Raw genomic sequence first — 25612 nt, 5'->3', positions numbered from 1 at the left:
TCAGTGTGTGCCCGCGGCACCGCAATGACAGGATGGTTTTCGACAGTCCACCTGGGCACCGCCCTCGCCGCACCACTGACGTGGTATCCAGGAAACGACGTGCAGCGACCGATCGAGCGAGGAGTCAACAACGATGGCCTTCTCAGTCCAGATGCCCGCCCTCGGTGAGAGCGTCACCGAGGGAACGGTGACCCGCTGGCTCAAGCAGGAAGGCGACACCGTCGAGGTTGACGAGCCGCTCCTGGAGGTCTCCACCGACAAGGTCGACACCGAGATCCCGTCACCGGTAGCGGGTGTGCTGACCAAGATCATCGCCGGCGAGGACACCACGGTCGAGGTCGGCGGTGAGCTGGCGTTGATCGGTGAGGCCGGGGACAGCGCCGCGGCGCCGGCGGCCCCCGCGGCACCGGCAGCCGAGCCCGCACCTGCGCCGGCTGAGCCGGCTCCCGCTGCCGAGGCACCGGCCGAGCCGGCCGCCGCTGCTCCCCCGCCCGCCGCCCCGGAGGCACCCGCCGGAGACGGCACCCCGGTGCTCATGCCCGAGCTGGGTGAGTCGGTCACCGAAGGCACCGTGACGCGCTGGCTCAAGCAGGTCGGTGACACCGTCGAGGTCGACGAGCCGCTGGTGGAGGTCTCCACCGACAAGGTCGACACCGAGATTCCGTCACCGGTGGCCGGCACCCTGCTGTCGATCACCGCCGGCGAGGACACCACTGTCGAGGTCGGCGGTGAATTGGCCCGAATCGGCTCCGGTGCCCCGGCGGCCCCCGCCGCCGCGCCGGCTCCCACGCCCGCTCCCACCGCTCCCGCCCCTGCACCGGCGGCTCCCGCTCCTGCACCCGAGCCTGCTCCCCCGGCGCCGGCTCCGCAGGCCCGACCGGAACCCACCCCCGCGCCGGCACCCGCGGCCGCACCCCCACCGGCGCAGCCCGCCGCGGCCGAGGCCCCGGCCGGCGACGCCGCACGATATGTGACCCCGCTGGTGCGCAAGCTGGCCGCCGACAACAACGTCGATCTGAACCAGGTGACCGGCACCGGAGTCGGCGGGCGGATCCGCAAGCAGGACGTGCTGGCCTTCGCGGCGAAGCAGGCCGAGCCGCAGCAGGCGCCGGCGGCACCGGCCGCCCAGCGCCCGGCCGCTCCGGCACCCGCCTCGGCGCTGGCACACCTGCGTGGCACCACCGCCAAAGCCAGCCGGATCCGTCAGATCACCGCCAAGAAAACCCGCGAATCCCTGCAGGCCACCGCGCAGCTGACCCAGGTCCACGAGGTGGACATGACCAAGATCGTGGCGCTGCGGGCCAGGGCGAAGGCGGACTTCGCCGAACGCGAGGGCGTCAACCTGACCTACCTTCCGTTCATCGCCCGCGCGGTGATCGACGCCCTCAAGGCGCACCCCAACGTCAACGCCAGCTACAACGAGGACGCCGGCGAGATCACCTACCACGACGCCGAGCACCTCGGCTTCGCCGTGGACACCGAGCAGGGTCTGCTGTCCCCGGTCGTCCACAACGCCGGTGATCTGTCCCTGGCCGGACTTGCCCGCGCCATCGCCGACATCGCGGCCCGGGCGCGCTCGGGTGACCTCAAACCGGACGAGCTGTCCGGGGGTACCTTCACGATCACCAACATCGGCAGCCAGGGCGCACTGTTCGACACCCCGATTCTGGTTCCGCCGCAGGCCGCCATGCTCGGCACCGGAGCCATCGTCAAACGGCCGCGGGTCGTCATCGACGAAGCCGGCAACGAGTCGGTGGGGGTGCGTTCGGTCTGCTACCTGCCGCTGACCTACGACCACCGTTTGATCGACGGCGCGGACGCCGGGAGGTTCGTGACCACGATCAAGAACCGGCTCGAAGAGGGTGCGTTCGAGGCAGACCTGGGTCTGTAACGGCGCCGGGGGCTTTTCCGAAGAGCTGCAAGAGGATTCAGCTGTGAGCAACCCCATCGTCGCGATCGCCGGGTCATCCGGGCTGATCGGCTCGGCTCTGGTCTCGGCGTTGCGTGCCGACGATCACCAGGTGCTGCGGATTGTGCGGCGGGCACCGGCCAACGCCGGCGAGCTGCAGTGGGACCCCGAGGCCGGTGACATCGACGTCGGCGCACTGGCCGGAGTCGACGCCGTGGTCAATCTGTGCGGCGTCGGCGTGGGTGACCGCCGCTGGTCGGGGGCGTTCAAGCAGAGCCTGCGCGACAGCCGGATCACCCCCACCGAGGTGCTGTCGGCCGCGGTGGCCGAGGCCGGCGTACCGGTGCTGGTCAATGCGAGCGGGGTCGGCTATTACGGTGATACGGGCAACCGCATCGTCGACGAATCCGGTTCGGCGGGAACGGGGTTCCTGGCTCAGCTCGCCGAGGACTGGGAAGCGGCAACGGCGTCCGCCCAAGCTTCGGGCGCCCGCGTGGTGTTGGCCCGCACCGGCATCGTGCTGTCGCGTTCCGGCGGCGCCTTGGGCCGGTTGCGACCGCTGTTCTCCCTGGGACTCGGCGCCCGGATCGGCAACGGCCGGCAGTACATGTCGTGGATCAGCATGGAGGACGAGGTGCGGGCGCTGGCGTTCGCGATCTCGCATGACACGCTGTCCGGCCCGGTGAATCTGACCGGGCCGGCGCCGGTGACCAATGCCGAGTTCACCGCCGCACTGGGACGCGCGGTCGGCCGCCCGACCCCGATGCTGTTACCCGCTTTCGCGGTCCGTGCCGGGCTCGGCGAATTCGCCGAAAGCCTCCTCACCGGACAGCGAGCCATTCCCGCCGTGTTGGAGCAGGCCGGTTTCCGGTTTGCCCACCACACCGTGGGCGAGGCCCTGACCTACGCCACCTCCCGGCCGACCCCGCTGTAGACACACCGCGCCGAGTAGCCTGCGAACATGGCCTCCATCCGCTCCAGCGCCGCACCGATCGAGGTGCGCCAGCTGGGCACCGTCGACTATGGCGCGGCCTGGCAACTGCAACGCGAGCTGGCCGAGGCCAGGTCGGCCGGCGGCCCGGACACGCTGCTGCTGCTGGAGCACCCGCCGGTCTATACCGCCGGGCGCCGCACCGAGCCGCAAGAGCGCCCGATGGACGGCACCCCGGTGGTCGACACCGACCGCGGCGGCAAGATCACCTGGCACGGCCCGGGCCAGCTCGTGGGCTATCCGGTGATCGGCCTCGCCGAACCATTGGATGTGGTGAATTACGTTCGACGCCTTGAGGAATCGTTGATCGAGGTGTGTAACACTTTGGGCCTCAACACGGTTCGAGTGGACGGCCGATCCGGGGTGTGGCTGCCGCCGGGAGGTGGCCGGCCCGCTCGCAAGGTCGCCGCGATCGGTGTCCGGGTGGCCCGCGCCACCACGTTGCACGGATTCGCGCTCAATTGTGATTGTGATCTCAATGCGTTCAGCTCGATTGTGCCGTGCGGGATCACCGACGCGGGAGTGACGTCGCTGTCGGCGGAGCTGGGCTTCGTGACCGGCGTCGAGGACGTGCGGCAGGCGGTGGCCAGCGCAGTCGTCGACGCTCTCGACGGCGTGCTGCCGGTGCGCGAGCATTCCGCTCCACGCGTAACATCGACCAGGTGAGCGCCGCCCCGGAAGGCCGTAGGTTAAGCCGTGCCGAAGCACGCAACGCCGAGACTCCGATCGAACGCAAACCCCCGTGGATCAAGACCCGCGCCCGGATGGGGCCGAGCTACACCCAGCTCAAGGTTTTGGTGAAGCAGGAAAAGCTCCACACGGTGTGCGAGGAAGCGGGCTGTCCCAACATCTACGAGTGTTGGGAAGACCGGGAGGCCACCTTCCTGATCGGCGGAGAGGTCTGCACCCGCAACTGCTCGTTCTGTCTCATCAAGTCGGGTAAGCCTCCCGAGCTGGACCGCGACGAACCACGCCGGGTAGCCGAGAGCGTGCAGTCGATGGGCCTGCGGTATTCGACGGTCACCGGTGTCGCCCGCGACGATCTGCCCGATCAGGGATCCTGGCTCTACGCCGAGACGGTGCGTGCCATCAAGGACCTCAACCCGTCGACCGGCGTCGAACTGTTGATCCCCGACTTCGGCGGACGGCCCGACCTGTTGGGCGAAGTGTTTGAGTCTCGCCCGGAAGTGCTGGCGCACAACGTTGAAACCGTGCCGCGTATCTTCAAGTTGATCCGGCCCGGATTCAGCTACGAACGCAGCCTGAACGTGCTGACCCAGGCCCGTGACGCGGGGTTGGTGGCCAAGAGCAACCTCATCCTGGGCATGGGCGAGACCCCCGAAGAGATCCGGGCGGCCCTGTCCGACTTGTACGACGCCGGCGCCGAACTGGTCACCATCACCCAGTACCTGCGCCCCACCGAGCGACACCACCCGATCCACCGATGGGTCAAGCCCGAGGAGTTCGTCGAGCACGCCCGCTACGCCGAGCAGCTGGGCTTCGCCGGAGTGATGTCCGGGCCGCTGGTGCGCTCGTCGTATCGAGCCGGACGCCTCTATCAGCAGGCGCTGGAAAACCGGTCACGCCGCGAGCAGTCCCCCGCCGCCGCCCACGGCTGAGGCCCCGGGTGGCGGCCAGTCCGGCTGCGTATCCTTGGTAGCTATGCCCAGACCGCGCAATACCGCCGAGAACAAGGCTGCCCGGGCGGAGGCCAAAGCCGCCCGCAAGGCCGCCAGCAGGCAGCGCCGCACCCAGCTGTGGCAAGCCTTCCAGCTGCAGCGCAAAGAGGACACGCGGCTGGTGCCCTACATGGTCGGCGCCTTCGTGCTGGTCGCCGGGGTGACCACGGCACTGGCACTCAACGGCGGCACGTTCGCCAAGGTGACGACGATCCCACTCGGCCTGGTGTTGGGCGCCTTGGTGGCATTCATCATCTTCGGCCGGCGCGCTCAGCGGTCGGTCTACCGCAAAGCCGAGGGGCAGGCCGGCGCTGCGGCCTGGGCGTTGGACAACCTGCGTGGCAAGTGGCGGGTGACCCCGGGGGTCTCCGCTACCGGCCAGCTCGATGCCGTGCACCGGGTGATCGGGCGACCGGGCATCATCTTCGTCGCCGAGGGTTCCCCCGCTCGGCTCAAGCCACTGCTCGCCCAGGAGAAGAAGCGCACCGCCCGGCTGGTCGGTGAGGTACCGATCTACGACGTGGTGGTGGGCACCGGCGACGGTGAGGTTCCGCTGGCCAAGCTGGAACGTTTCCTGACCAAGCTGCCGGCCAACATCACGACGAAGCAGATGGATTCGCTGGAGTCGAAGCTGGCCGCGCTGGGTTCGCGGACCGGAACCGCGGCCATGCCCAAGGGGCCGCTGCCCGGCGGCGCGAAGGTGCGTGGTGTTCAGCGCGCGGTGCGCCGGCGTTAGCTCACAAACAGCCCGTTGACTCTGCGCTGACGGCGGGGCCTACTCGCATTTTTGCGCCGTACACGCAGACTCAATGCGGCGGCTAAAGACTCAGCGGCTGCGCACCACGGCGGTGGCAGTGGCCCGGTCCTGCAGGCCACGGCCGTCGGCGTCGGCGAACAAGGCCGGCACCACCAGTGCGATCAACAGTCCACGAACCGTGGCGCGACCGACGCCCACGCCCAGGCCGGGGCCGTCCACCGGGACCACCCGGAGCCCGCAGGCGTACTGGCCCGGCGTGAAGCCGAACAGGCGTACGGCGGCCACCCCGAGCACCAGCCAGATCCCCAGCACCACGGTTGCCAGGTATTCCGCGGTCACCACGCCGGCTGCCACTGCCAGGCCGGCCAGCCCGTAGCTCACCATCCAGTCGAGGGCCAGGGCCGCCACCCGGCGCCCCATCGGCGCCAGGGAACCCGGGCCGCTGGATGGCAAACCCAGGCCCCGCCCCGGGGCGTTGTCGGGACGGCTGGGTCCGGCAGATTCCGGCCCGGACAGCCACGAGGAGAACGTGCGGCTCATGGCCCCTACGATAGGCGGGCGGCGAATCCGACCCGGCGTCGACGGGTCCGGCCGCGGTTGCGTAACGTCAGCACCGGCAACCTCAGCGTCCGACCGGGGCTACCAGCGGAGGAGAAAACTTCTGTGACCGACAAGACGGCCGACGACATTCTCAAGCTCGTCGCCGATGAGAACGTGGAGTACGTCGACATCCAGTTCTGCGACTTGCCCGGTCAGATGCAACATCTGTCGATCCCCGCGTCCACGCTGGACGCCAGCGTATTCGAAGACGGGCTGGCCTTCGACGGATCCTCCATCCGCGGTTTCCAGTCCATCCACGAGTCCGACATGATGCTGCTCCCCGACTTCTCCACTGCCCAGATCGATCCGTTCCGGGCCGCCAAGACCCTCAACCTGAACTTCTTCGTCCACGACCCGTTCACGCGCGAGCCCTACTCCCGTGACCCGCGCAACGTGGCCCGCAAAGCCGAGAACTACCTCACCAGCACCGGCATCGCCGACACCGCCTACTTCGGCGCCGAAGCCGAGTTCTACATCTTCGACTCAGTGCGCTTCGACTCCCAGATGAACGGCACCTTCTACGAGGTCGACTCCGATTCGGGCTGGTGGAACACCGGCTCGCCGACCGAGGCCGACGGACGGGCCAATCGCGGATACAAGACCCGCCCCAAGGGCGGCTACTTCCCCGTCGCCCCCAACGACCAGTACGTCGACTTGCGCGACACCATGACCACCAACCTGGCCAATGCCGGCTTCACCTTGGAACGCGGCCACCACGAATGCGGCTCCGGGGGGCAGGCGGAGATCAACTACAAGTTCAACACCCTGCTGCATGCCGCCGACGACGTCATGTTGTTCAAATACATCATCAAGAACACCGCCTGGGCTAACGGCAAGACCGTCACGTTCATGCCCAAGCCCCTGTTCGGCGACAACGGCTCGGGGATGCACGTACACCTGTCGCTGTGGAAGGCCGGTCAGCCACTGTTCTACGACGAGGCCGGCTACGCCGGACTGTCCGACACCGCCCGCCACTGCATCGGCGGGATCCTGCATCACGCGCCGTCGCTGCTGGCGTTCACCAACCCCACCCTCAACTCCTACAAGCGACTGGTGCCGCACTACGAGGCGCCGATCAACCTGGTCTACAGCCAGCGCAACCGCTCGGCCTGCGTGCGCATCCCGATCACCGGCACCAACCCCAAGGCCAAGCGCCTGGAGTTCCGCTGCCCGGACTCGTCCAGCAACCCGTATCTGGCGTTCGCGGCGATGTTGATGGCCGGCATCGACGGCATCAAGAACAAGATCGAGCCGGCCGCCCCGGTCGACAAGGACCTCTACGAGTTGCCACCGGATGAGGCCGCCCACATCCCGCAGGCACCTACCACGCTGGCCGAGGTGATGGACAACCTCGAGGCCGACCACGAATACCTCACCGAGGGCGGCGTATTCACTTCGGACCTCATCGAGAACTGGATCCGCTACAAGCGCGACCACGAAATCACGCCGATCAGCGTTCGCCCGCACCCGTACGAGTTCGCGCTGTACTACGACTGCTGAGCAGGTCGGCCGGCTTGATCGGATGCAGCCCCGATCCGCCGAAATATCGTATTACGATTAACTGATGCTCGCCCTGACGCGCGCGTGGCGGACTGCCATCAGAACAGCGATAGTCACCACGACGCTGGCGTGTGCGCCCGGAGCACATGCCGACCCCGGGCCACCCCCGGGCGCCCCCGTCCCCACCGCCGAGCAGGTGACGGCCATCTTGAACCAACTGACCGACCCGGCGGTCCCCGACGCGGACAAGGCCACGCTGGTCGAAGGCGGGCTCTCGCCGGACGAGATGAGCCAGAACGATCAGGGACTGGCCAAGCTGGACCGGCATCACGCCCTGCCGTTCGCCTTCACCGTCACCGATGTCCAGCCGGCGATCAATAACCTGGCCGGTGTCACCGCAGCCCTCACCGGGCCGCGGCAGCCCGTACCCGTGATACGGCCGCTGGTCCTGGTCGACCACGACGGGACCTGGCAGCTCACCCACGACTCGTATGACCCGACATTGGTCAACATGGTCCGCCACGTCATACACCGGGTCGGGCCGCACCCCAACCCCGGCGGTAACGTCGCCGTCTTCGGCTGGTGACCGAGCTGCGTGAGCGGTCAGCCAGACCGGTGGAGTCAGAACGAGAAGTCGAAGAGGCCCGCCGTGGTCACGGCGTCGTCGAAAAGGCTTCCGATCCACACGATGGGCATGGACGCGATCGCTGCCGGGATCGTCTCAGAGAAGATGACCCCGAGCATCTGAAATTGAGCACTGACAGCGCCCGGGACCGATCCGTCCTCGATCGCGCTCTCGAATGCGTTGGTGGCATTGAGCATTGACTCGCTGGCATCCGCCCACTGCTGGTTGAGCGGCGCCAAGAACAGTTGATCGATCAGCGAGGACATCGAACCAGAATGCGCGAGGATCGCGGACTCTGCCGGCACCAGCCTGTCGTCCACCATGAACACAAACGTGTCCAGGATGCTTGGAATGCGCTGCGCCGACTCGACGGCTGAGAGCAAGGTGCCGGACAGCTCCGAGACATCGATCCCAGTGATGACGCCTTTGGCATCGAGGAAATTCACGCCGGCCATGATCAGCAGATCGGTCGAGTCGGCGCCTCCTCCGGCGGCTGCGACACCGGCAAGCTGATCGGCCGCTCCGGCGTGGGCGCCGCCCAGCCCGACCGTCAGCGCGACCGCTACGGCCCCGCCGATCAAGCCGGCTCCGACTCCAAAACGACGGATATCACCCGACATCTGCATAACCCTCTTCCTCCCCGAACCCCACGTCGCCGGCCGCAGCAGCAAACATGAATATTTCTGAAGAAGAAGCATAGCAAATAGCCAGAAGCCTGGCCTGTCCTGCGCAATTTACCCAGCCCCGGGCTATCGCTGCGAAATCCACCACTCCAAGCCGTGGGCTAAGGGCGGCGCACCAACGCCGGTGAACTGTTCTTCGCCTGCGGTTGCGATCACACGACGCCGCCGACGGCAGACAACGAACCCTCGTCACCACATCCGGCCGACTGGGCCGGACCAACGGAACCACCCCACCCCAAATCAACCATGCCCATCACCGGAGAAGAACTCCTGCGCGGAAACACCGGACCGCCCAACGACGAAGCCGCCTGGCCGGCGAATTACCCGCGCGATTCTGTGTGTTTGCCGGGAGCCGGAGAAAGAACGCTAGCCTGGCTCGTCACGACCGGCCCCTCTTCGAAGCCCGCTTCCCTTGCTGCCGAAACACATTTGCGGACAAGGAATTTGATTCGCCGGATGGCCGCAGCCAGCGGCCAATCGGTGCTGAACCGCGGCCGCGTTGATTCTGCCGCAGACGTTTGCCGGGGCGGCTCCACACGCCAGAAGAGAGGAGCCGGTAACGGGCGTTACCAAACCTCTCAAACATGTGATTGAACTTAGAAACAGTCCGATGTAATTTATCGCCAGATCAGTGACTTTCCAGCTAAAGGGCTTGTTTTCCACGAAAGGGACGCCCATGACTAACCCCAGGTTGCTGCCGCTGGCCATGGCGCCGCTGCTGATCGCCGGTCCCGCCCTCCCCGCAGGCATTGCGGCCCAAACCCCGAAGACGGTCTCCGCGCAGGTGATCCTGCTCGACACCGAGGGCTGGGGTATGGGTGGCAGCGGCACCCCGATCCCCTCACAAGCACTCATCGCCGCCATCAGCGAGCGCTACATCATGCCGGCCGCGCCGATCTTCCCCGGCCAGCCGGTGTTCCCGGTCGACTCGGTGCATCCCCTCTTCACCCCGGAAGGCCTGTATCCGATGACCGGCGTCAAGTCGCTGGTACTCGACCAGTCCCTGGCGCAGGGCGTCCAGATCCTGGACGCCACCATCAAGGAGCGGCTCGCCTTGGGGCACGACCTCGTGGTGGTGGGCGGATCGCAGAGTTCCACCATCGCTTCGCTGGAGATGCGCAACCTGCTGGCACTGCCGGCGGATCAGATCCCGACCTCCGATCAGCTGTCGTTCGTCCTGCTGGTCGACCCCAGCAATCCCAACGGTGGCCTGCTGTCACGCTTCGGCGACCCGGGCCTGCCGCCGCTGAGCTTCCCCAGCATGGGCGTCACCTTCAGCGGGGCGACCCCGTCGGACACCCCGTGGGACACCGCCATCTACAACATGGAGTACGACGGCTTCTCGGACTTCCCGCGTTACCCGCTGAACTTCCTGGCCGATCTCAACGCCGTCTTGGGCATCGCATTCGTGCACGGCACCATCCCCGACCTCTCCGACGAGCAGATCGCCCAATCCGTCCTGCTGCCGGTGTCGGAAGGCTATGCCGGCCACACCGACTACTTCATGATTCCCACCGAGAACCTGCCGCTGCTGGAGTTGCTGCGAGCCGTTCCCATCCTGGGCGATCCGCTGGCAGATCTGATGCAGCCGGCGCTGCGGGTGCTGATCAACCTGGGCTACGGCAATATCGAAAATGGTTGGGACCCGGGGCCGGCTAACCTGTCCACCCCGTTCGGGTTGTTCCCGAACGTCGATCTGGGTGACGTCCTCACGGCGCTGGGCAACGGTGTTCAGCAGGGCTGGCAGGACTTCCTCAACGATCTGGGCTCGCTGCCGAGTCTGCCCGACGCCCTGGCCAACAGCGCGGCGGTGTTAAGCGACTTCACCGACGGGGTGAACGCGTTCTCCGCCGATCTGTCCACCCTCTACTCGACCCTGCTGCCGATCACCGACCTGGTCAACGCCCTGTTCACCACCCTGCCGGCATACGACGTCAGTCTGTTCGCACAGGAGCTGGCCTCCGGTGACCTGCTCAATGCCGTCATGATGCCGATCGCGGCCGACATGGGACTGGCCACCGCGGGCATCGGAATCGGCGCGCTGAGCGTGCTGTCGGCCCTGATCTCGCTGTAACGGGTGGCGGCCGCCGTCACTCGAGCCCGTCGCGGGCCCAGGACGGCGTGATGAAGACCCCGTCGGCCTCCACGGTGACCCCGTTGGCGTCGGAGATATGTCCGCGGGCGTACGTCTTGACGCCGTCCTTGCGGTAGATCGAGGCTTCGGCGCGCAACGGCCCCAACGGTGTTCCGCGCAGGTACTTCACCGTGATCGTGCCGGTGTAGCGCGGCTTAGTCAGGCCGTCGCTGGCCGCCTCGCCGAGCACATGGTCGAGCACCAGGGCACTGACGCCGCCGTGGACCAGCGACGGCGGGCCCTCGTAGGCCGCGCCCAGATAGAAGTCACTCCAGCAGTGCCCGGTCTCCCCGTGCTGGATCACCAGCGGCGGTGCGATCGGGTTACGCAGACCCACCACGGCGTTACCCCACGCCAGCGGCCGCCCGTCGACGACATAGCGCAGTCCCGGTGAGTCGCTGAGGGTCCCGGCACGAAGCCGCTCGGTCAGCTGCTGTATCTGAGCGGTCACCTCGCGGGCCGTGGGGTCGTCGGCCTGGGTGCGGATGGAGGCGTCGATCAGGTCGCGGACCGCTTGGGCCAACGGTCCGTACCGCTCCAACAGCTGCCCGCTCTCGTCGCCGCTGATCGTCGGCACGTTCGAGTGAGCCCTGAAATCCACCACCGAGGTCCTCCTTCAGTCTCCGAATACCTTGCGCACCACAACCTTCGCGCGCCGCGTCACCCGGAGGTAGTTGTCCAGGAACTCACCGCCGTCGCCGCCGGGCCAGCCGGCGGCCACCGCAACCGCGTTGAGCGCGCGGCCCGGCCCGGGCAGTTGGTCGGTGGGTTTGCCACGAACCAGCACCAATGCGTTGCGGGCACGGGTTGCGATCAGCCAGGCCTGCCGAAGCCGGTCCACATCGTCTTCCTCGAGCAGCCCGGCAGCGGCGATGGCGTCCAGGGTTTCCAGCGTAGAGGTGTTGTGCAACGCCGGTACACGGTGGGCGTGGCGCAACTGCAGCAGCTGCACGGTCCACTCGACGTCGGCCAGGCCACCTCGGCCCAGTTTGGTGTGCGTGTTGGGGTCGGCCCCGCGCGGCAGCCGCTCGGCGTCGACGCGCGCCTTCACTCGGCGAATCTCCCGCACCGCGTCGGCGGACACCCCACCGGGCGGATAACGGGTGGCGTCGACCATCCGCAGGAACCGGTTGCCCAGGTCCGGATCACCGGCGACGCAGTGCGCCCGCAGCAGTGCCTGGATCTCCCACGGCTGCGCCCACTGGTCGTAGTAGGCCGCGTAGGAGGCCAACGTGCGCACCGGCGGGCCGTTGCGGCCCTCGGGACGCAGGTTGATGTCGACCTGCAGTGGCGGGTCGACGCTGGCGGTGCCCAACAGCGCCCGGACCTGCTCGGCGATCGAGGTCGCCCAACGCACCGCGTCGCCGTCGCTCACCCCCGCCGCCTTCTCATTGGCCTCGCACACGAACATGACATCGGCATCCGAGCCGTAGCCGAGTTCGCGCCCGCCGAGCCGGCCCATGCCGATCACCGCGATCCGCGCCGGCGCGGACTCCGCGTCTGCGTCGGGCGAGCCGGGGAGATTGACCCGGATGATCGCGTCCAGGGCGGCCTGCAACACCGCCACCCACACCGCGGTCAGGGCCCGGCAGACATCGATGACGTCGAGCATGCCCAGCAGGTCCGCCGAGGCAATGCGGGCCAGCTCGTGGCGCCGCAGGCTGCGGGCCGAGGCGATCGCGCGGACCGGGTCGGGATAGCGGCCCGCCGACGCGATCAGCGCCCGCGACACCGCGTCCGAATCGGTGTCGAGCAGCTTCGGCCCCGTCGGGCCGTCGCCATAGGCCTGGATGACGTCGGGTGAGCGCATCAGCAGTTCCGGGATGTAGGCCGAAGTGCCCAGCACCCGCATCAGCCGCTTGGCCACGGCGCTGCTGTCGCGCAGGGTGCTCAGATACCAGCGCTGCTGGGCCATCGCCTCGCTGAGCCGCCGGTAGGCCAGCAGGCCCGCGTCGGGATTGGGTGTGTCCGAGAGCCAGTACAGCAACGTGGGCAGCAGCACCGCCTGCACCCGGCCCCGGCGACCACTCTGATTGGTCAGCGCGCCCAGATGCGTCAGGGCATTGTGCGGCGCCTCGTAACCGAGTGCCGCCAGCTGACGTTCCGCGGCACCGCGCGTCAGCCCCCCGACCAGCTCCAGACCCTCCGGGCTGACCGCCTCCAGCAGCGGCTGATAGAAGAGCTTGGCGTGCAGCCGCGACACCCGCCTGTTCTGGGCCTTGAGCTCTTCGCGAAGTACGCCCAGGGCGTCATGCCGGCCGTCCGGACGGACATGGGCGGCGCGGGCCAGCCAGCGCAGTGCCTCGTCGTCGTCGAGCGGCGGGAGCATATGGGTGCGCTTGAGCCGCTGCAGCTGCAACCGGTGTTCCAACAGTCGCAGGAACTCGTAGGAGGCGGTCAAGTTGGCCGAATCATCGCGGCCGATGTAGCCACCGGCACCCAAGGCCGCCAGCGCATCGACCGTGGATGCCACATGCAACGACTCGTCGCTGCGGCCGTGCACCAGCTGCAGCAGCTGCACGGCGAACTCCACGTCACGCAATCCCCCGGATCCCAGCTTGAGCTCGCGGGACCGGATCTCGGCGGGCACCAGCTGCTCCACCCGGCGCCGCATCGCCTGCACGTCGGTGACGAAATCCTCACGCTCGCAGGCGGTCCAGACCATCGGCAGCAACGCGTCGATGTAGGCCCGGCCCAAGTCGGCGTCGCCGGCTGCCGCGCGCGCCTTGAGCAGCGCCTGAAACTCCCAGGTCTTGGCCCACCGCTGGTAGTAGACGATGTGCGATTCCAGGGTTCGCACCAGCGCGCCGTGCCGGCCCTCCGGCCGCAAGCCGGCATCCACCTCGAAGAACGCCTCGCCGGCCACCCGCATCAGCTCACCGGCCACCCGGGTGCTCACCGCACCGGCATCTTCGGCGACGAAGATGACATCGACGTCGCTGACGTAATTCAGTTCCCGCGCACCGCATTTGCCCATGGCGATCACGGCCAGTCGGGGTACGGTGGCACCGGCGTCGGCGCCGCAGACGTGCAGCTCGGCCACTCGCAGCGCGGCCGCCAGCGCAGCGTCGGCCAGGTCGGCCAGATGCTCGCCGACCGCCACGAAGGGCAGCACCGGCAGGTTCTCGACGGTGGGCGCCAGGTCTATCGACGCCAACACCAGCAGCCGGTCGCGGTACAGCGACCGCAGCCGCTCGACGTAGGCGCCGTCTGCGGTGGCGGCCACGCAGTCGGTGAACATGGCGCGCAGCTGCGTCGCCGACGGCAGTGTGATCGTGTAGTCGTCGGAGTCGGCTGGGCTGGTCAACAGCTTCCAGGATTCCGGGTGAGTGATCAGGTGATCCCCCAGCGTCAGTGAGGATCCCAGCACCCCGAACAGTCGCCCGCGCAGTCCCCGGTCGGCCATGAGCGCTGCGCTCAGTTCATCCCAGTCGATGCCCGGCGCTTCGGACAGCCGCACCAGGGTGCGCAGCGCGACGTCGGCGTCGGGAGCGCGGGACAGCGCCCAGAGCACGTCGACGTGCGGTTGGGTGTACGCGCTGTACCAGCCCAGGGCGGTCAGGTCTGCTGCGGCATACCGGTCGACCAGGCCCAGGCGCCCGACGCTGGGCAGCTTGCGGCGCTGAGCTCCGGGATAAGCCACGACCGTCGGGGGCTTTACAGCGCCAGGTAGTTCTGCAGCTCGTAGGGGGTCACGTGGCTGCGGTAGTTCGCCCACTCCTGGCGCTTGTTACGCAGGAAGAAGTCGAAGACCTGCTCCCCCAACGCTTCCGCGACCAGCTCGGAGTTCTCCATCTCGCTCAGCGCGCGCTCCAGGGTGCCGGGCAGTTCGCGGTAGCCCATCGCCCGGCGCTCCTCGGGAGTCAGCGCCCAGACGTTGTCCTCGGCCTCCGGGCCGAGCTCGTAACCCTGCTCCACCCCGCGCAGCCCGGCGGCCAGCAGCACCGCGAACGCAAGGTAAGGGTTGCACGCCGAATCCGGGCTGCGCACCTCGATGCGCCGCGACGACGTCTTGTGCGGGCTGTACATCGGCACGCGCACCAGCGCCGAGCGGTTGGAGGCGCCCCAGGACGCCGCGGTGGGTGCTTCCCCGCCGTGGATCAGCCGCTTGTAGGAGTTGACCCACTGGTTGGTGACGGCGCTGATCTCGTTGGCGTGCTCGAGAATCCCGGCGATGAACGACTTCGCGGTGGCCGACAGCTGCAGCGGGTCGTCCGGGCTGTGGAAGGCGTTGACTTCGCCCTCGAACAGGCTCATGTGGGTGTGCATGGCCGAACCGGCGTGCTCGCGGAACGGCTTGGGCATGAACGACGCCCGGACGCCTTCCTTGAGCGCGATCTCTTTGATCAGGTAGCGGAACGTCATCACGTTGTCGGCCATCGACAGCGCGTCGGCGTAGCGCAGGTCGATCTCCTGCTGGCCCGGGGCGTTCTCGTGGTGGCTGTACTCCACCGAGATGCCCATCGATTCCAGCGCGTCGATCGCGTGCCGGCGGAAGTTGGCGGCCGAACCGTGGATCGACTGGTCGAAGTAGCCCGCGTCATCGGCCGGAACCGGGGTGCTGCCGTCATAGGGGCCGGGTTCCAGCAGGAAGAACTCGATCTCGGGGTGCACGTAGCAGGCGAAGCCCAGTTCCCCCGCCTTGGCCAGCTGCCGGCGCAACACGTGCCGCGACGACGCCCAGGCCGGAGATCCGTCCGGCATGGTGATGTCGCAGAACATCCGCGCCGAGTACTGCCGGCCGGAGTCCGACGTCCAGGGCAACAGCTGGAAGGTGGACGGGTCGGGATGGGCGACCATGTCGGATTCGAAGACCCGGGCGAAGCCCTCTATTGCCGAGCCGTCGAAGCCGACACCCTCGTCGAATGCGCCCTCGAGCTCGGCCGGGGCGATCGCGACTGATTTCAGATAACCGAGTACATCGGTGAACCAAAGCCGGACGAAACGGATGTCGCGTTCCTCCAGCGTGCGGAGCACAAACTCCTTCTGACGGTCCATACCGCGAAGCGTATCAGCGCTCAGCACTTCGCATCGGTTGGCGGCAACGTGCCGTCGACCAGGTATCGCGCGGCGAATCGGTCCACGCATTCGTTGCCCTGGAATACCACCGTGTGCTGGGTTCCGTTGAACGTCAGCAGGCCGCCGCCCAGCTGCTTGGCCAAGTCCACACCGGCCTGATACGGGGTCGCCGGGTCGCGGGTGGTGGAGACCACCATCGTCGGCGGCAGGTCCGGCACCGAGATGGTGTGCGGCTGCGTCGTCGGGGGGACCGGCCAGAAGGCGCAGGTGCCCAGCGGGGCGTCGCCGGTGAACTTGCCGTAGCTCATGAACGGCGCCACCTCACGCGAACGCCGGTCTTCCTCGATCACCTTGGCGCGGTCGGTGACCGGCGGCTGATCGACGCAGTTGACCGCGACCCGGGCATCGGTGGCGTTGGTGTAGTGGCCGTTGGCGTCCCGGCGCATGTACAGGTCGGCGAGGCTCAGCATGATGTCGCCGCGGCCGTCCACCAGATCGGACAGGCCGTCGTTGAGATGCGTCCAGAACGTCGGCGAGTACAGCGCCATGATGGTGCCGACGATCGCGTCGCTGTAGCTCAGCCCGCGCGGGTCCTTGGTCTTGGCGGGCTTGTCCACCAGCGGGTCGACCAGGCTGTGGTAGACGTCGACGGCTTTGGCCGGGTCGGTGCCCAACGGGCAGTCGGCGTCTTTCGCGCAGTCCGCCGCGAAGTCGTCGAACGCACCCTGGAAGGCCTGCGCCTGCCGCAGGTCCTCTTCGACCGGGTCGGCATTCGGGTCCACCGCGCCGTCCAGGATCATCGCGCGCACGTTCTGCGGGTAGGCCTCGGCGTAGGCCGAGCCGATCCGGGTGCCGTAGGAGTAGCCGAGGTAGGTCAGCTTGTCGTCGCCCAGCCCGGCCCGGATCGCGTCCAGGTCGCGGGCGACGTTGACGGTGCCGACGTTGGCCAGGAACTCCTTGCCGCTCTTGTCCAGGCAGCGCGCGACGTACTCCTTGGTCTCGTTCTCGATGCGCTCCACGCCCTCGGGGCTGTAGTCGACCTGGTTCAGGGCACGCAGCCGGTCGTTCTCCTTGTCGGAGTTGCACCAGACCGCGGGCCGTGACGAGGCCACCCCGCGCGGGTCGAACCCGACCAGGTCAAAACGCTCCCGGACCTGACGGGGCAGCGAGCTGACCAACCCCACCGCGGTTTCGATCCCGGACTCCCCCGGGCCGCCGGGGTTGATCACCAACGAGCCGATCTTGTCCTTGGTGGCCGGGAACCGGATCATGGCCAGCCGGGCCACGGCGCCCTGCGGCTTGGAGTAGTCGACCGGAACCCCGATGAATCCGCACTGGGCGTCGGCGGGCACCTTGATATTGGTGTCGGCGGTGAACCGGCACTTGTCCCATTGGACCGGCTGCCCGACCCGCGGCACCGCCAGCACCGCGTGGCCCGGCGTCATCCGGGTGCAGCTGCCGACGGTCAGTGCCACCATCGCGATCGCGAGGCAGGTCAGGGCGGTGCGCGTCATCCTGTCGCGGCGCGTCGGCGAGCTCATGACACCACATGCTGCCATGCACGCCCGCGCAAGCCCGGTCACCCGGTGCGCTGCGCGCGTGGCGGTGTGAGGAAATCCACTCCACCTGGTGGTTCAGCTGCGCCGCGGCAGGTGGCACACTGGGCATGTCAGACGACCCGGGGACCCGAGTGACGGGCTTCGAGGATCGACCCGAACAATTCGAGGGACAACGATGTCTGAGCACGTTTATGGCGCTTCACCTGACCCTGTCCGCATTGCACCGCAGACCCGCGTCCATCATCTGCAGCAGATGAAGAACGAGGGCCGCAAGTGGGGGATGCTGACGGCCTACGACTACTCCTCCGCCCGCATCTTCGACGACGCCGGCATCCCGGTGCTGCTGGTCGGCGACTCGGCGGCCAACGTGGTCTACGGCTATGACAGCACGGTTCCGATCACGATCGACGAGCTGATCCCGCTGGTGCGCGCGGTGGTGCGCGGCGCCCCGCACGCGCTGGTGGTCGCCGATCTTCCGTTCGGCTCCTACGAGGGTGGGCCGGCGGCGGCGCTGGCCACCGCCACCCGGTTCATGAAGGAGGGCGGCGCGCACGCGGTCAAGCTGGAGGGCGGCGAGCGGGTGGCCGACCAGATCGCGACGTTGTCCGCGGCCGGCATCCCGGTGATGGCGCACATCGGGTTCACCCCGCAGAGCGTCAACACCTTGGGCGGTTTCCGGGTGCAGGGGCGCGGTGACGCCGCCGAGCAGACCGTGCACGACGCGATCGCGGTGGCCGAGGCGGGTGCGTTCGCGGTGGTGATGGAGATGGTGCCGGCCGAGTTGGCCACCCAGATCACCGGAAAGCTGACCATTCCCACCGTCGGGATCGGCGCTGGGCCCAACTGCGACGCCCAAGTTCTGGTGTGGCAGGACATGGCCGGAATGACTACCGGCAAGACCGCCCGATTCGTCAAGCGCTTCGGCGCCGTGGGCGCTGAATTGCGCCGCGCCGCAGAGCAATACGCCCAAGAGGTGGCGGCGGGAACCTTCCCGGCGGAAGAGCACTGCTTCTAGAACGCCATGTCCGGGCGGTCCGGATGTGACAGGCTGGACGCCGTGTCTGCAACCGACCCGAGCACCTCTCGGTTCCGCGAGGTGGAACGCAAGTTCGACGTTGACGCATCGGCCATCTCACCGTCCTTCGACGGCATCGCCGGGGTCGCCCGAGTTGAGCAGTTGCCGGCACAGGCACTTGCGGCCGTGTACTTCGACACACCCGGTCACGACCTGGCGGCCCGGCGAGTCACGTTGCGCCGGCGCACCGGCGGTCCCGACGCCGGCTGGCACCTGAAACTTCCGGCCGGGACGGACACCCGCACCGAGGTACGCGCACCCCTGGGCCCGGAGATTCCGGACGACCTGCTCGACGTGGTGAGGGCGATCGTCAGGGATCGGCCGCTGGCCCCCGTGGCACAAATCCGTACCGCCCGCAGTGTGGTGGTGCTGCGCGACGATCACGATGAGGTGTTAGCCGAGTTCTGCGACGATCAGGTCACCGCGTCGGCCGACGGCGATACCGAACAGTGCTGGCGGGAATGGGAAGTGGAACTGGGCGGCGGGGACCTCGAGCTGCTGGACCGGCTGAGCAACCGGCTGCACGACACCGGCGCCAAGCCGGCCGGCTACGGCTCCAAACTGGCCAGGGTGCTCGGCGCGCCGCCGGTGGCCGCGCACCCGACCGATCGCCTGCATCGAGCGCTGGCCGAGCAGATCGAGCAACTGCTCGTCTGGGATCGCGCGGTGCGCGCCGACGCCGACGACGCGATTCATCAGATGCGGGTGACGATCCGACGGATCCGCAGCCTGTTGCACGGCGAGGAGGCTGCCCATGCCCCGCTACTCGACGAACTGCAGGAACTGGGTGCGGTACTGGGTGTCGCCCGCGACGCCGAGGTGCTGGCCCAGCGCTATCAGCAGGCGCTCGACGAGCTGACGCCAGAGCTGGTCCGCGGGCCGGTGGGCGAACGGCTGGTCGCCGGTTCGCTGCGCCGCTATCAGACGGGACGACGCCGCAGCCTGGCCGCGATGCGCTCCCCCCGGTACTTCCGGCTGCTCGACGGCCTCGACGATCTGGTGAGCGCGCCCGCCGCCGAGCGGTACGCCACCGTGGACATCGCCTACCGCCGGCTGCGCAAGGCGGTGAAGGCCGCCAAGACGGCCGCCGACCGCGACGCGGCACTGCACCGGATCCGCAAGGCCGCCAAGCGACTGCGCTACGCCGCCTCAGCAGCGAACAAGACGAAGATCGCCCAGCGCGCGAAGACGATTCAGACCGTGCTCGGCGACCATCAGGACAGCGTGGTCAGCCGGGCGCATCTGCTTCAACAGGCCGATGCCGCGGCGGCCGCCGGCGAGGACACCTTCACCTACGGCCTGCTGTATGCCCGCGAGGTCGACCTCGCCGCGCGGAGCCGGGCGGCGTTGCGGCCCGCGCTGCGCAAGCTGAACCGGGTGGTTCGGTGAGGCTCGCTACAACCACGGCTGGCGCGGCGCCACGGCCAACAAATCCGAGCCGTGGTAAGGCTCCACAACGCACACAATTGGGAAACAGCACTTCGATCGGATGTCGTGTTGCTCCTAGCCGGAATCGACGTACGGCCATTCATCCTCTGTCAGTCCGCTAAAGGACAACGTCACCCTGGCCCGCCAAACTCCATCGTCGTTGCGCGCCCAAATGCGAACCGGAACGATGAAGTGCTTGCCCGTGGCGTGGCTATCCCAGGCCCGCTTCTTCGTCCTCAAATCGCCGTGTGGCACATAGCCGACAACCAGCCCTTCGACGTGAACTGCGACGGCGATCCCGATCTTTTCATTGCTGTAGGGGTGTTCCGGGTCTGGTATCAGCGCGGCGTTCCGCATGAGGACGCCACCAAACGGCCACCCTGCCCTGCCAAAAATCTCGGCGAACGATTCACGGTGGTTCGACTCGCCAATAACCTCGACATCGCGGAAATCGTCGTCGGGGTACAAATCGTCTTGCTCCACGGCATACGACCACTCGGGTTCCGTCTCACCTGAGAACGACAGGGTTACCCTCGATACCCAAGCTCCATTGTCATTCCGCGACCAGACGCGGGCCAAGACTTCAAGGTTCTTATCGTCGATGGATGCGGCGATAGCGCGCGATTTGGTCGCCTCATCGGCACGCGGAACGTAGCCCACACGCAGGCCCTCGATGTAGACCGCAACCGCGGTGTCGTCAAAGGGGTTTTCCGGCTCAGGAACCAGCGACGCGGTGCGGATGATAACTCCGCCCCCAGGTCGGTCCGCCGTGCAAAAGATCGCCGCAAAGGCCTCGGCGTGATAGGCCTCGCCCGCTACCTCCACATCCGACTGATACTCGCACTGCGGCTCTTTCGCCGGCTCGACTTGCTGCAATTTTCGCAAGATGTCACGCAGACCCATATCCAAATCACCCAGCCTCGTGATTGTGCAGCAAATACACCGGATCGTATGTCAATGTGTCGACGGTCACGTAATTCCCCAGGGGTAGTCGTCACGTAATTCCCCAGGTTGGGAGCTGCTGGTGGTGAGGGTAGCGGGGTTGGCGGTCGGTGTCAGGTGGTGGTGACTCCGGGGCGCTTGCGGGGCCGGTAGGAGGGGCCGTCCATGAGGACTTGGTGGCTGGTGTTGATCAGCCGGTCGAGCAGTGATTCGGCGACGACGGGGTTGGGGAACAGCGGGTACCAATCCTTGGGGGCGCGGTTGCTGGTCAGGATCAGCGGCTTGGCGGCGATGGCGCGGTCGGAGACCAGGTCGTAGAGGTCGTCGCTTTGGGTGGGGGTGTGCTCGCGCATGGCGAAGTCGTCGACGATGAGGACCAGGGGGCGGGTGTATTCGCGCATGCGTTGGCCGATGGTGCGGTCAGCGTGACCGCCGGCGAGGTCGGCGAGCATTCGGGAGCATTTGACGAAGCGGATGTCGCCGCCGCGTCGAGCTACTTGGTGTCCGAGTGCTTGTGCTACATGGGTTTTGCCGACTCCGACGGGTCCGTAGAGGATCACCGATTCGCCGGCGTCGAGCCAGCGCAGTGCGGCCAGATCGCGCAGCATCGCGGCGGGCAACTTGGGGCTGACGGCGAAGTCGAAGTCCTCGAAGGTGTTGGCTTGTTCGAAGCGGGCGCGCCGTATTCGCCGTGCCAGGGCGGCGGTCTCGCGGCGGGCGATTTCGTCTTCGCAGAGCACCTGCAGGAATTCCAGGTGGCCGAGTTTCCCGTCGCGGGTTTGGGCCAGGCGGGCATCGAGGGTGTCGAGCATGCCGGTCAGTTTGAGAGTCTTGAGTGCGGCACGAAGGCTGGGGTCGTGAATGGTCATGACGGTAGTCCTTTGTTGAATCGAGTTGGCGCAGAGCAGGATTAGCGGCTAGTAAGCGTCAGGCGGTACGTTCGGTGTCAAAGGCGGCGGGGCCGCGCAGCAACGCCGGCACTGCCGGGGTGGTAGGCCGCGGCGATTCCTCGCCGTATTCGGTACCGGCGGCCAGGATCCCCTTGACGGTGCGGTAGCCCGGATCGTCGATCGCCAGTGCGCGAGCACACGCCGCGTCCAGGCGGGCGTCACCGTATTTGTCGCGTAGCCGGATGATCCCCTGGATGGCCCTCAGTCGGTGGATGGCGTTGACCGCCGACAGTTCGGCGACGATCGCGACGGCACCAGGTCCGATCTGCTCGGCTTGGGTGCGACACCACGTCACGTTGCGCAGGGTATGGGCGATCTTGTTCGGCGGGTAGTGCTCGTAGTTGGTCGATCGGCCCGACAGATGCAGCACATGGGTCGCCACAACCGCATCGCTGTGGAAGATCTGCACCACATCACCTGCAGTGCGCACCAGCAGTTTCTGGCCCATCAACCGCCACGGTGCTGAGTAGAACGCTTTGCCCGACTTGACATGACAGTCCGGTGCCAGGGTGCCAACCGTGTAGGTCACGGACTCAAATCGACGCTGCGGCAACGGCATCAGTGCATCGCGTTCCACCGCGGTGAACACCGATGCTGGCCTCTGACCGTCCAGGCCGCGGTGCTTGTGGACGCCATAGACGTCGGTGGACCACCGCAGCGCCTCGGCCTGCATCTGCTCCAGGCTGGTGAACTCCCGCCCGGCGAAGAACGAATCCCGAATGTAGGGCATCGGCCGCTCAATGCGAGGCTTGTCTTTAGGCTTTCGTGCCCGCGCGGGGTCGATCAGGGTGCCGTAGAACGCGGCGAGCTCGGCGTAGGCCGGGTTGATCTGTGGGTCATACAGATCCGCCCGCAGCACCCCGGTTTTCAGGTTGTCGCAGACCAACCGCGCTGGAACACCATCAAAGAACTCGAATGCCGCCACGTGCGAGGCGTTCCACGAGTGCTGATCCATCCGCAGCACCGGCTGGACGAACAGGGCCCGTGAGCACGCCAGGATCATCGCGAACGCCCACACCGCCACCCGACGCCCCGCCTCCGGGTCGAACCACATGCCGAGCCTGCCGTAGTCGATCTGGGCTTCACTGCCGGGTTCGACAGCGCCCCGCGGTACAGTGGCCTTGCCTTCGAGGCGTTGTTCAGCGAAAGCTGTTGTGATGTAACGCCGCACCGTCGACTCCGACACATCGACGTGATAGTCGTCGCGTAGCCGTTGGGCGATGGTGGCCACCGTCACTGGCGCCGCAAGCTGATCTTTGATCCACTGATGGTGCACCGCGATCAGCGGCCAGGTCAGTGCCCGTGCGGTCGGGTCGACCAGCTCAGGGAACCACCGCGCGATCCGCGCCCGCCACAGCTCCTCGTCGAACGACCCATCAGGCGCTGGCATCAGCCCCTCGGCCAGCGCCGGGGTCAAATACTTGCGGATCGTCTTGCGGTCGATGCCCAGTGCCTCATGAATCTGCACCTGGGATCGGCCGGCGTTCCAGTGTCGGAACATCTCCACGAAGTCGGTCACGGTCCACGCTCTCCTTGCCACCTCAGGCCCCTTCCAGGCCCCCGGAGCGGGGCACCTGAACGGAGCGAACCTGAGCAGCACCCCAACCCCACCCGACACACCCCGGGGTGGGGAATTACGTGACGGCAGGTGGGGAATTACGTGACGGACAACCCCTCAAACCTGGGGAAATACGTGACCGCTGACAAATGTGCAGACAGCGCAGGCTGAATTTCGCGAAACCAATCGGCGGGCTACCGACCGGCCGTTGGGCGGTGTTGCCGCGTACTCCTGCGTACCGGGACGCCGGCCAGTGCCTTAAGGCGGACGAGCTGGCCTGTAATCCGGATTCTGCTACCAGGGTGTTTGAATCATCAAGCAGCGTTGGCTGTATTGCGAAAGACCAGATCACAGCGTTGACTGCGTTGGCCGAAGCAAGAGCAAGCGAGCTGTGCTGCGGTTTTCAAGACAACTCAGATCTCCATTGAGCCTGTAAGCGGCGACGGTTGACGACACGCTGCCTCAGTCGCATCACCCATCGTTTTCGAGACGCAGGTTTTCACCGATACGGCAACCTGCAGCCGCGCCACTCTCAACTGTTGACGTCTCCGCAGCCCGCTCCGGCTGGTACAGCTGGACAATCATCGGCTCAGCGCTAGGGACCAGCGGTGAGGCGCCGCAGCAGCGTTGCGGGTGAGCTACGACTGAGAGGGCACGGGTTCCGCAGCTGTTGCGGGTGCGGGCTCGGCGGGTTCCTGCGCACCACCGGGTGCCGGTGCGGGTTCCGCGCCAGGCGGAAAGTACGTGCAGGTGTGGTCGATGACCCCTAGTCCGCTGAACGAGTACGGGTTCGTGTGTGTGACGCATTCATCCCGGCCGCCATCGGAGTAGGTGCAGGTATTGGAATGTATGCCAATGAAACCCCCGGTGTACTTGCAGTACACGTGCATTTTGAAGATGCACTCGTCATACGCGTCATAGTCGGGTGCTAATGCGGTGCACGCGCCTTCGGCGTGGACGACCGGTGCCGGTGCTGCGAGGAACAACGTGGCGGGCACGGCGGCGAGTACGCCAACAGCGAGCGTCTTCGTAATACGATTCATCGCAGCTACTTTCGTTGATGAGGTCATGGGCAGAGTGTGCGGTCCGCGATCTCCGCCGCTGTGGTCGGCGAGTACCCCATGTTGAACGGGTTCGTGTGCCACCATGGGCCGTTTCCGTCCGCCTTGTCATGGCAGTATTTGGTCGCGTAGTAGAGAAGTTGGTCATCCGGCACCAGTTGATGCGCGCCAGCGGCGTGATACTGGTCGAGGAAATCCTGTCGAGCATCAGCCATAGCGGTCGGCGCGCCCAGCAACACGGCGGCGGCGAGAACGGTCGTCATCGTCAGAACGGTTTTCACTTCGGGCTTTCAAGGATGTCGGGACACAGTTCGTGTTGCGCCGCTTCGATCATGAGGTCGTCGAGTGATGCCGCCATGAACGGATTTACGCCATTGCGCGGTCCGCCGTTCCAACGAATGTTGTCGCAGACTATGTGCCCGCCCTTGATTGCGCTCGTCGCTGATGACACGTCGTAGTGGTAGTTCCAGCCGTGACTGAACAGGTAGTCCAGGTAGGACTGCTCGTCAGCCACCGCTACCCCAGCTGCGCCGAGCAGCAGCCCCAGCGCCGCGACACTGATTCCGCCTGTACGCACGACCCGACTCATCACGGTCTTCACTGCGCCCCTTGAAGGGTGTCCGGACACAACTCGTGTTGCGCCGCTTCGATCATCATCGGACGTAGATGGCCTGTGTCGTGAGTTGAATTCGGCATCGCTTGATCGGCTGGTATGCCTGCACGGATTCCGTCACAAGTCATACGTCCGATCATTAAGGTTTCGGAGTCGCCCATGCTCCCGAAGTAGCCATATCGATCCGGCAAGCCGTTCGCATGAACGCGATCCAGAAATGACCTCGCATCCGCCTGTGCCACCCCCGCTGTTCCGACCAGCAGCCCCAGTGCCGCGACAACGATTCCTGCCGTCCGCACGATGCGCCCCACCGAGATCGTCACTTCGGACCTTCGAGGGTGTCTGGGCACAGCTCGTGTTGGGCGGTTTCGATCAACTGTTGAGGAACCGTAACGTTGGTCCAGGAATTGAATCCGGCGCGAGGGTCTCCGTCCAGTCTGATGTTGTCGCAGATTTGTCGGCCGATGGCTAAGCGATTCGCAGATGAGGTGTAGTAGTTCCCCGCGCCATTCTCATTGAGTTGGTCCAG

At 66.9% G+C, this 25612-nt stretch carries 22 protein-coding genes; 10 read left to right on the top strand and 12 right to left on the bottom strand.

Annotated elements, in window-relative coordinates:
- Positions 1-133: 133 nt before the first annotated feature.
- The 5 genes from sucB to K3U94_RS09350 are packed head-to-tail and all read left to right on the top strand — an operon-like array spanning position 134 to position 5315.
- Positions 134-1891 (top strand): 2-oxoglutarate dehydrogenase, E2 component, dihydrolipoamide succinyltransferase, encoded by a 1758-nt coding sequence (sucB, locus tag K3U94_RS09370; protein ID WP_220696315.1) that lies wholly within the window; start codon positions 134-136, stop codon positions 1889-1891.
- 43 nt (positions 1892-1934) lie between these two features.
- Positions 1935-2843, top strand: coding sequence for a TIGR01777 family oxidoreductase (locus K3U94_RS09365; protein WP_220696314.1), 909 nt, complete (start codon positions 1935-1937; stop codon positions 2841-2843).
- 27 nt (positions 2844-2870) lie between these two features.
- Positions 2871-3566, top strand: coding sequence for a lipoyl(octanoyl) transferase LipB (gene lipB / locus K3U94_RS09360; RefSeq protein ID WP_220696313.1), 696 nt, complete (start codon positions 2871-2873; stop codon positions 3564-3566).
- Entirely contained in the window at positions 3563-4519 is a 957-nt protein-coding gene (locus tag K3U94_RS09355) for a lipoyl synthase (protein ID WP_220696312.1), read from the top strand. Before lipB ends, K3U94_RS09355 begins: the two co-directional genes overlap by 4 nt.
- Positions 4520-4562: 43 nt before the next feature.
- Complete coding sequence (locus K3U94_RS09350) at positions 4563-5315, top strand: DUF4191 domain-containing protein (protein ID WP_220696311.1); 753 nt, start codon at positions 4563-4565, stop codon at positions 5313-5315.
- A 90-nt stretch (positions 5316-5405) separates the two neighbouring features.
- Here the strand turns inward: K3U94_RS09350 and K3U94_RS09345 are convergent, their stop codons facing one another.
- A complete protein-coding gene (locus tag K3U94_RS09345; protein ID WP_220696310.1) occupies positions 5406-5876 on the bottom strand; it encodes an RDD family protein in 471 nt (156 codons plus the stop codon).
- A gap of 123 nt (positions 5877-5999) precedes the next feature.
- Between K3U94_RS09345 and glnA (K3U94_RS09340) the strand changes: the two genes are divergently transcribed.
- On the top strand, positions 6000-7436 hold the full coding sequence (gene glnA / locus K3U94_RS09340) for a type I glutamate--ammonia ligase (protein ID WP_220696309.1): 1437 nt from the start codon (positions 6000-6002) through the stop codon (positions 7434-7436).
- A gap of 64 nt (positions 7437-7500) precedes the next feature.
- Positions 7501-8022, top strand: a complete 522-nt coding sequence (locus K3U94_RS09335; RefSeq protein ID WP_220696308.1) for an MTB12 C-terminal domain-containing protein — start codon at positions 7501-7503, stop codon at positions 8020-8022.
- A gap of 35 nt (positions 8023-8057) precedes the next feature.
- On the opposite strand, the gene K3U94_RS09330 is transcribed toward K3U94_RS09335, so the two are convergent.
- Positions 8058-8732 carry a hypothetical protein gene (locus tag K3U94_RS09330; RefSeq protein ID WP_230987520.1) on the bottom strand — a complete coding sequence of 225 codons (675 nt, stop codon included), beginning with the start codon at positions 8730-8732 and terminating at the stop codon, positions 8058-8060.
- A 688-nt stretch (positions 8733-9420) separates the two neighbouring features.
- Here K3U94_RS09330 and K3U94_RS09325 point away from each other — a divergent pair.
- The gene (locus K3U94_RS09325) at positions 9421-10818 is read left to right on the top strand and encodes a PE-PPE domain-containing protein (protein ID WP_230987519.1); all 1398 of its coding nucleotides are present in this window, start codon (positions 9421-9423) and stop codon (positions 10816-10818) included.
- Positions 10819-10834: 16 nt separating this feature from the next.
- On the opposite strand, the gene K3U94_RS09320 is transcribed toward K3U94_RS09325, so the two are convergent.
- From K3U94_RS09320 to K3U94_RS09305, 4 genes are read right to left on the bottom strand one after another with little or no spacing between them, the layout of a single operon-like run.
- On the bottom strand, positions 10835-11482 hold the full coding sequence (locus K3U94_RS09320) for a PaaI family thioesterase (RefSeq protein ID WP_220696307.1): 648 nt from the start codon (positions 11480-11482) through the stop codon (positions 10835-10837).
- Between the two features lie 12 nt (positions 11483-11494).
- A complete protein-coding gene (locus K3U94_RS09315) occupies positions 11495-14521 on the bottom strand; it encodes a bifunctional [glutamine synthetase] adenylyltransferase/[glutamine synthetase]-adenylyl-L-tyrosine phosphorylase (protein ID WP_220696306.1) in 3027 nt (1008 codons plus the stop codon).
- Between the two features lie 14 nt (positions 14522-14535).
- The gene (glnA, locus tag K3U94_RS09310; RefSeq protein WP_047321447.1) at positions 14536-15876 is read right to left on the bottom strand and encodes a type I glutamate--ammonia ligase; all 1341 of its coding nucleotides are present in this window, start codon (positions 15874-15876) and stop codon (positions 14536-14538) included.
- Positions 15877-15896: 20 nt separating this feature from the next.
- Positions 15897-17438 carry an alpha/beta hydrolase gene (locus K3U94_RS09305; protein WP_047321448.1) on the bottom strand — a complete coding sequence of 514 codons (1542 nt, stop codon included), beginning with the start codon at positions 17436-17438 and terminating at the stop codon, positions 15897-15899.
- Between the two features lie 193 nt (positions 17439-17631).
- Here K3U94_RS09305 and panB point away from each other — a divergent pair, with 193 nt between their 5' ends.
- Entirely contained in the window at positions 17632-18471 is an 840-nt protein-coding gene (gene panB, locus K3U94_RS09300) for a 3-methyl-2-oxobutanoate hydroxymethyltransferase (RefSeq protein ID WP_047321449.1), read from the top strand.
- 42 nt (positions 18472-18513) lie between these two features.
- The gene (locus K3U94_RS09295) at positions 18514-19920 is read left to right on the top strand and encodes a CYTH and CHAD domain-containing protein (protein ID WP_220696305.1); all 1407 of its coding nucleotides are present in this window, start codon (positions 18514-18516) and stop codon (positions 19918-19920) included.
- A gap of 114 nt (positions 19921-20034) precedes the next feature.
- On the opposite strand, the gene K3U94_RS09290 is transcribed toward K3U94_RS09295, so the two are convergent.
- From K3U94_RS09290 to K3U94_RS09265, 6 genes are all read right to left on the bottom strand, one after another.
- The gene (locus K3U94_RS09290) at positions 20035-20862 is read right to left on the bottom strand and encodes an HIRAN domain-containing protein (RefSeq protein ID WP_220696304.1); all 828 of its coding nucleotides are present in this window, start codon (positions 20860-20862) and stop codon (positions 20035-20037) included.
- Positions 20863-21014: 152 nt separating this feature from the next.
- Positions 21015-21770, bottom strand: a complete 756-nt coding sequence (istB, locus tag K3U94_RS09285) for an IS21-like element helper ATPase IstB (RefSeq protein WP_046301961.1) — start codon at positions 21768-21770, stop codon at positions 21015-21017.
- Positions 21771-21828: 58 nt separating this feature from the next.
- A complete protein-coding gene (istA, locus tag K3U94_RS09280; RefSeq protein WP_047318348.1) occupies positions 21829-23370 on the bottom strand; it encodes an IS21 family transposase in 1542 nt (513 codons plus the stop codon).
- A gap of 1105 nt (positions 23371-24475) precedes the next feature.
- Positions 24476-24733, bottom strand: coding sequence for a hypothetical protein (locus tag K3U94_RS09275; protein ID WP_220696303.1), 258 nt, complete (start codon positions 24731-24733; stop codon positions 24476-24478).
- 14 nt (positions 24734-24747) lie between these two features.
- Positions 24748-25071, bottom strand: a complete 324-nt coding sequence (locus K3U94_RS09270) for a DUF732 domain-containing protein (protein WP_220696302.1) — start codon at positions 25069-25071, stop codon at positions 24748-24750.
- Entirely contained in the window at positions 25068-25406 is a 339-nt protein-coding gene (locus tag K3U94_RS09265) for a DUF732 domain-containing protein (protein WP_220696301.1), read from the bottom strand. The genes K3U94_RS09270 and K3U94_RS09265 overlap by 4 nt, the downstream gene beginning before the upstream one ends.
- Positions 25407-25612: the final 206 nt, after the last annotated feature.

This window comes from Mycolicibacter heraklionensis (genome assembly GCF_019645815.1).
Taxonomy (GTDB): domain Bacteria; phylum Actinomycetota; class Actinomycetes; order Mycobacteriales; family Mycobacteriaceae; genus Mycobacterium; species Mycobacterium heraklionense.
Note: the sequence above shows the minus strand (reverse complement) of the source record. Positions and strands in the feature narration are given on the sequence as shown.

Bases quoted from the DNA above. Each gene is read 5' to 3' on its own strand.
- K3U94_RS09350 (WP_220696311.1), top strand. From the start codon at position 4,563: ATGCCCAGACCGCGCAATACCGCCGAGAACAAGGCTGCCCGGGCGGAG.
- panB (WP_047321449.1), top strand. From the start codon at position 17,632: ATGTCTGAGCACGTTTATGGCGCTTCACCTGACCCTGTCCGCATTGCA.
- K3U94_RS09305 (WP_047321448.1), bottom strand. From the start codon at position 17,438: ATGAGCTCGCCGACGCGCCGCGACAGGATGACGCGCACCGCCCTGACC.
- sucB (WP_220696315.1), top strand. From the start codon at position 134: ATGGCCTTCTCAGTCCAGATGCCCGCCCTCGGTGAGAGCGTCACCGAG.
- K3U94_RS09275 (WP_220696303.1), bottom strand. From the start codon at position 24,733: ATGACGACCGTTCTCGCCGCCGCCGTGTTGCTGGGCGCGCCGACCGCT.
- lipB (WP_220696313.1), top strand. From the start codon at position 2,871: ATGGCCTCCATCCGCTCCAGCGCCGCACCGATCGAGGTGCGCCAGCTG.
- K3U94_RS09335 (WP_220696308.1), top strand. From the start codon at position 7,501: ATGCTCGCCCTGACGCGCGCGTGGCGGACTGCCATCAGAACAGCGATA.
- istB (WP_046301961.1), bottom strand. From the start codon at position 21,770: ATGACCATTCACGACCCCAGCCTTCGTGCCGCACTCAAGACTCTCAAA.
- K3U94_RS09345 (WP_220696310.1), bottom strand. From the start codon at position 5,876: ATGAGCCGCACGTTCTCCTCGTGGCTGTCCGGGCCGGAATCTGCCGGA.
- K3U94_RS09325 (WP_230987519.1), top strand. From the start codon at position 9,421: ATGACTAACCCCAGGTTGCTGCCGCTGGCCATGGCGCCGCTGCTGATC.
- K3U94_RS09290 (WP_220696304.1), bottom strand. From the start codon at position 20,862: ATGGGTCTGCGTGACATCTTGCGAAAATTGCAGCAAGTCGAGCCGGCG.
- glnA (WP_047321447.1), bottom strand. From the start codon at position 15,876: ATGGACCGTCAGAAGGAGTTTGTGCTCCGCACGCTGGAGGAACGCGAC.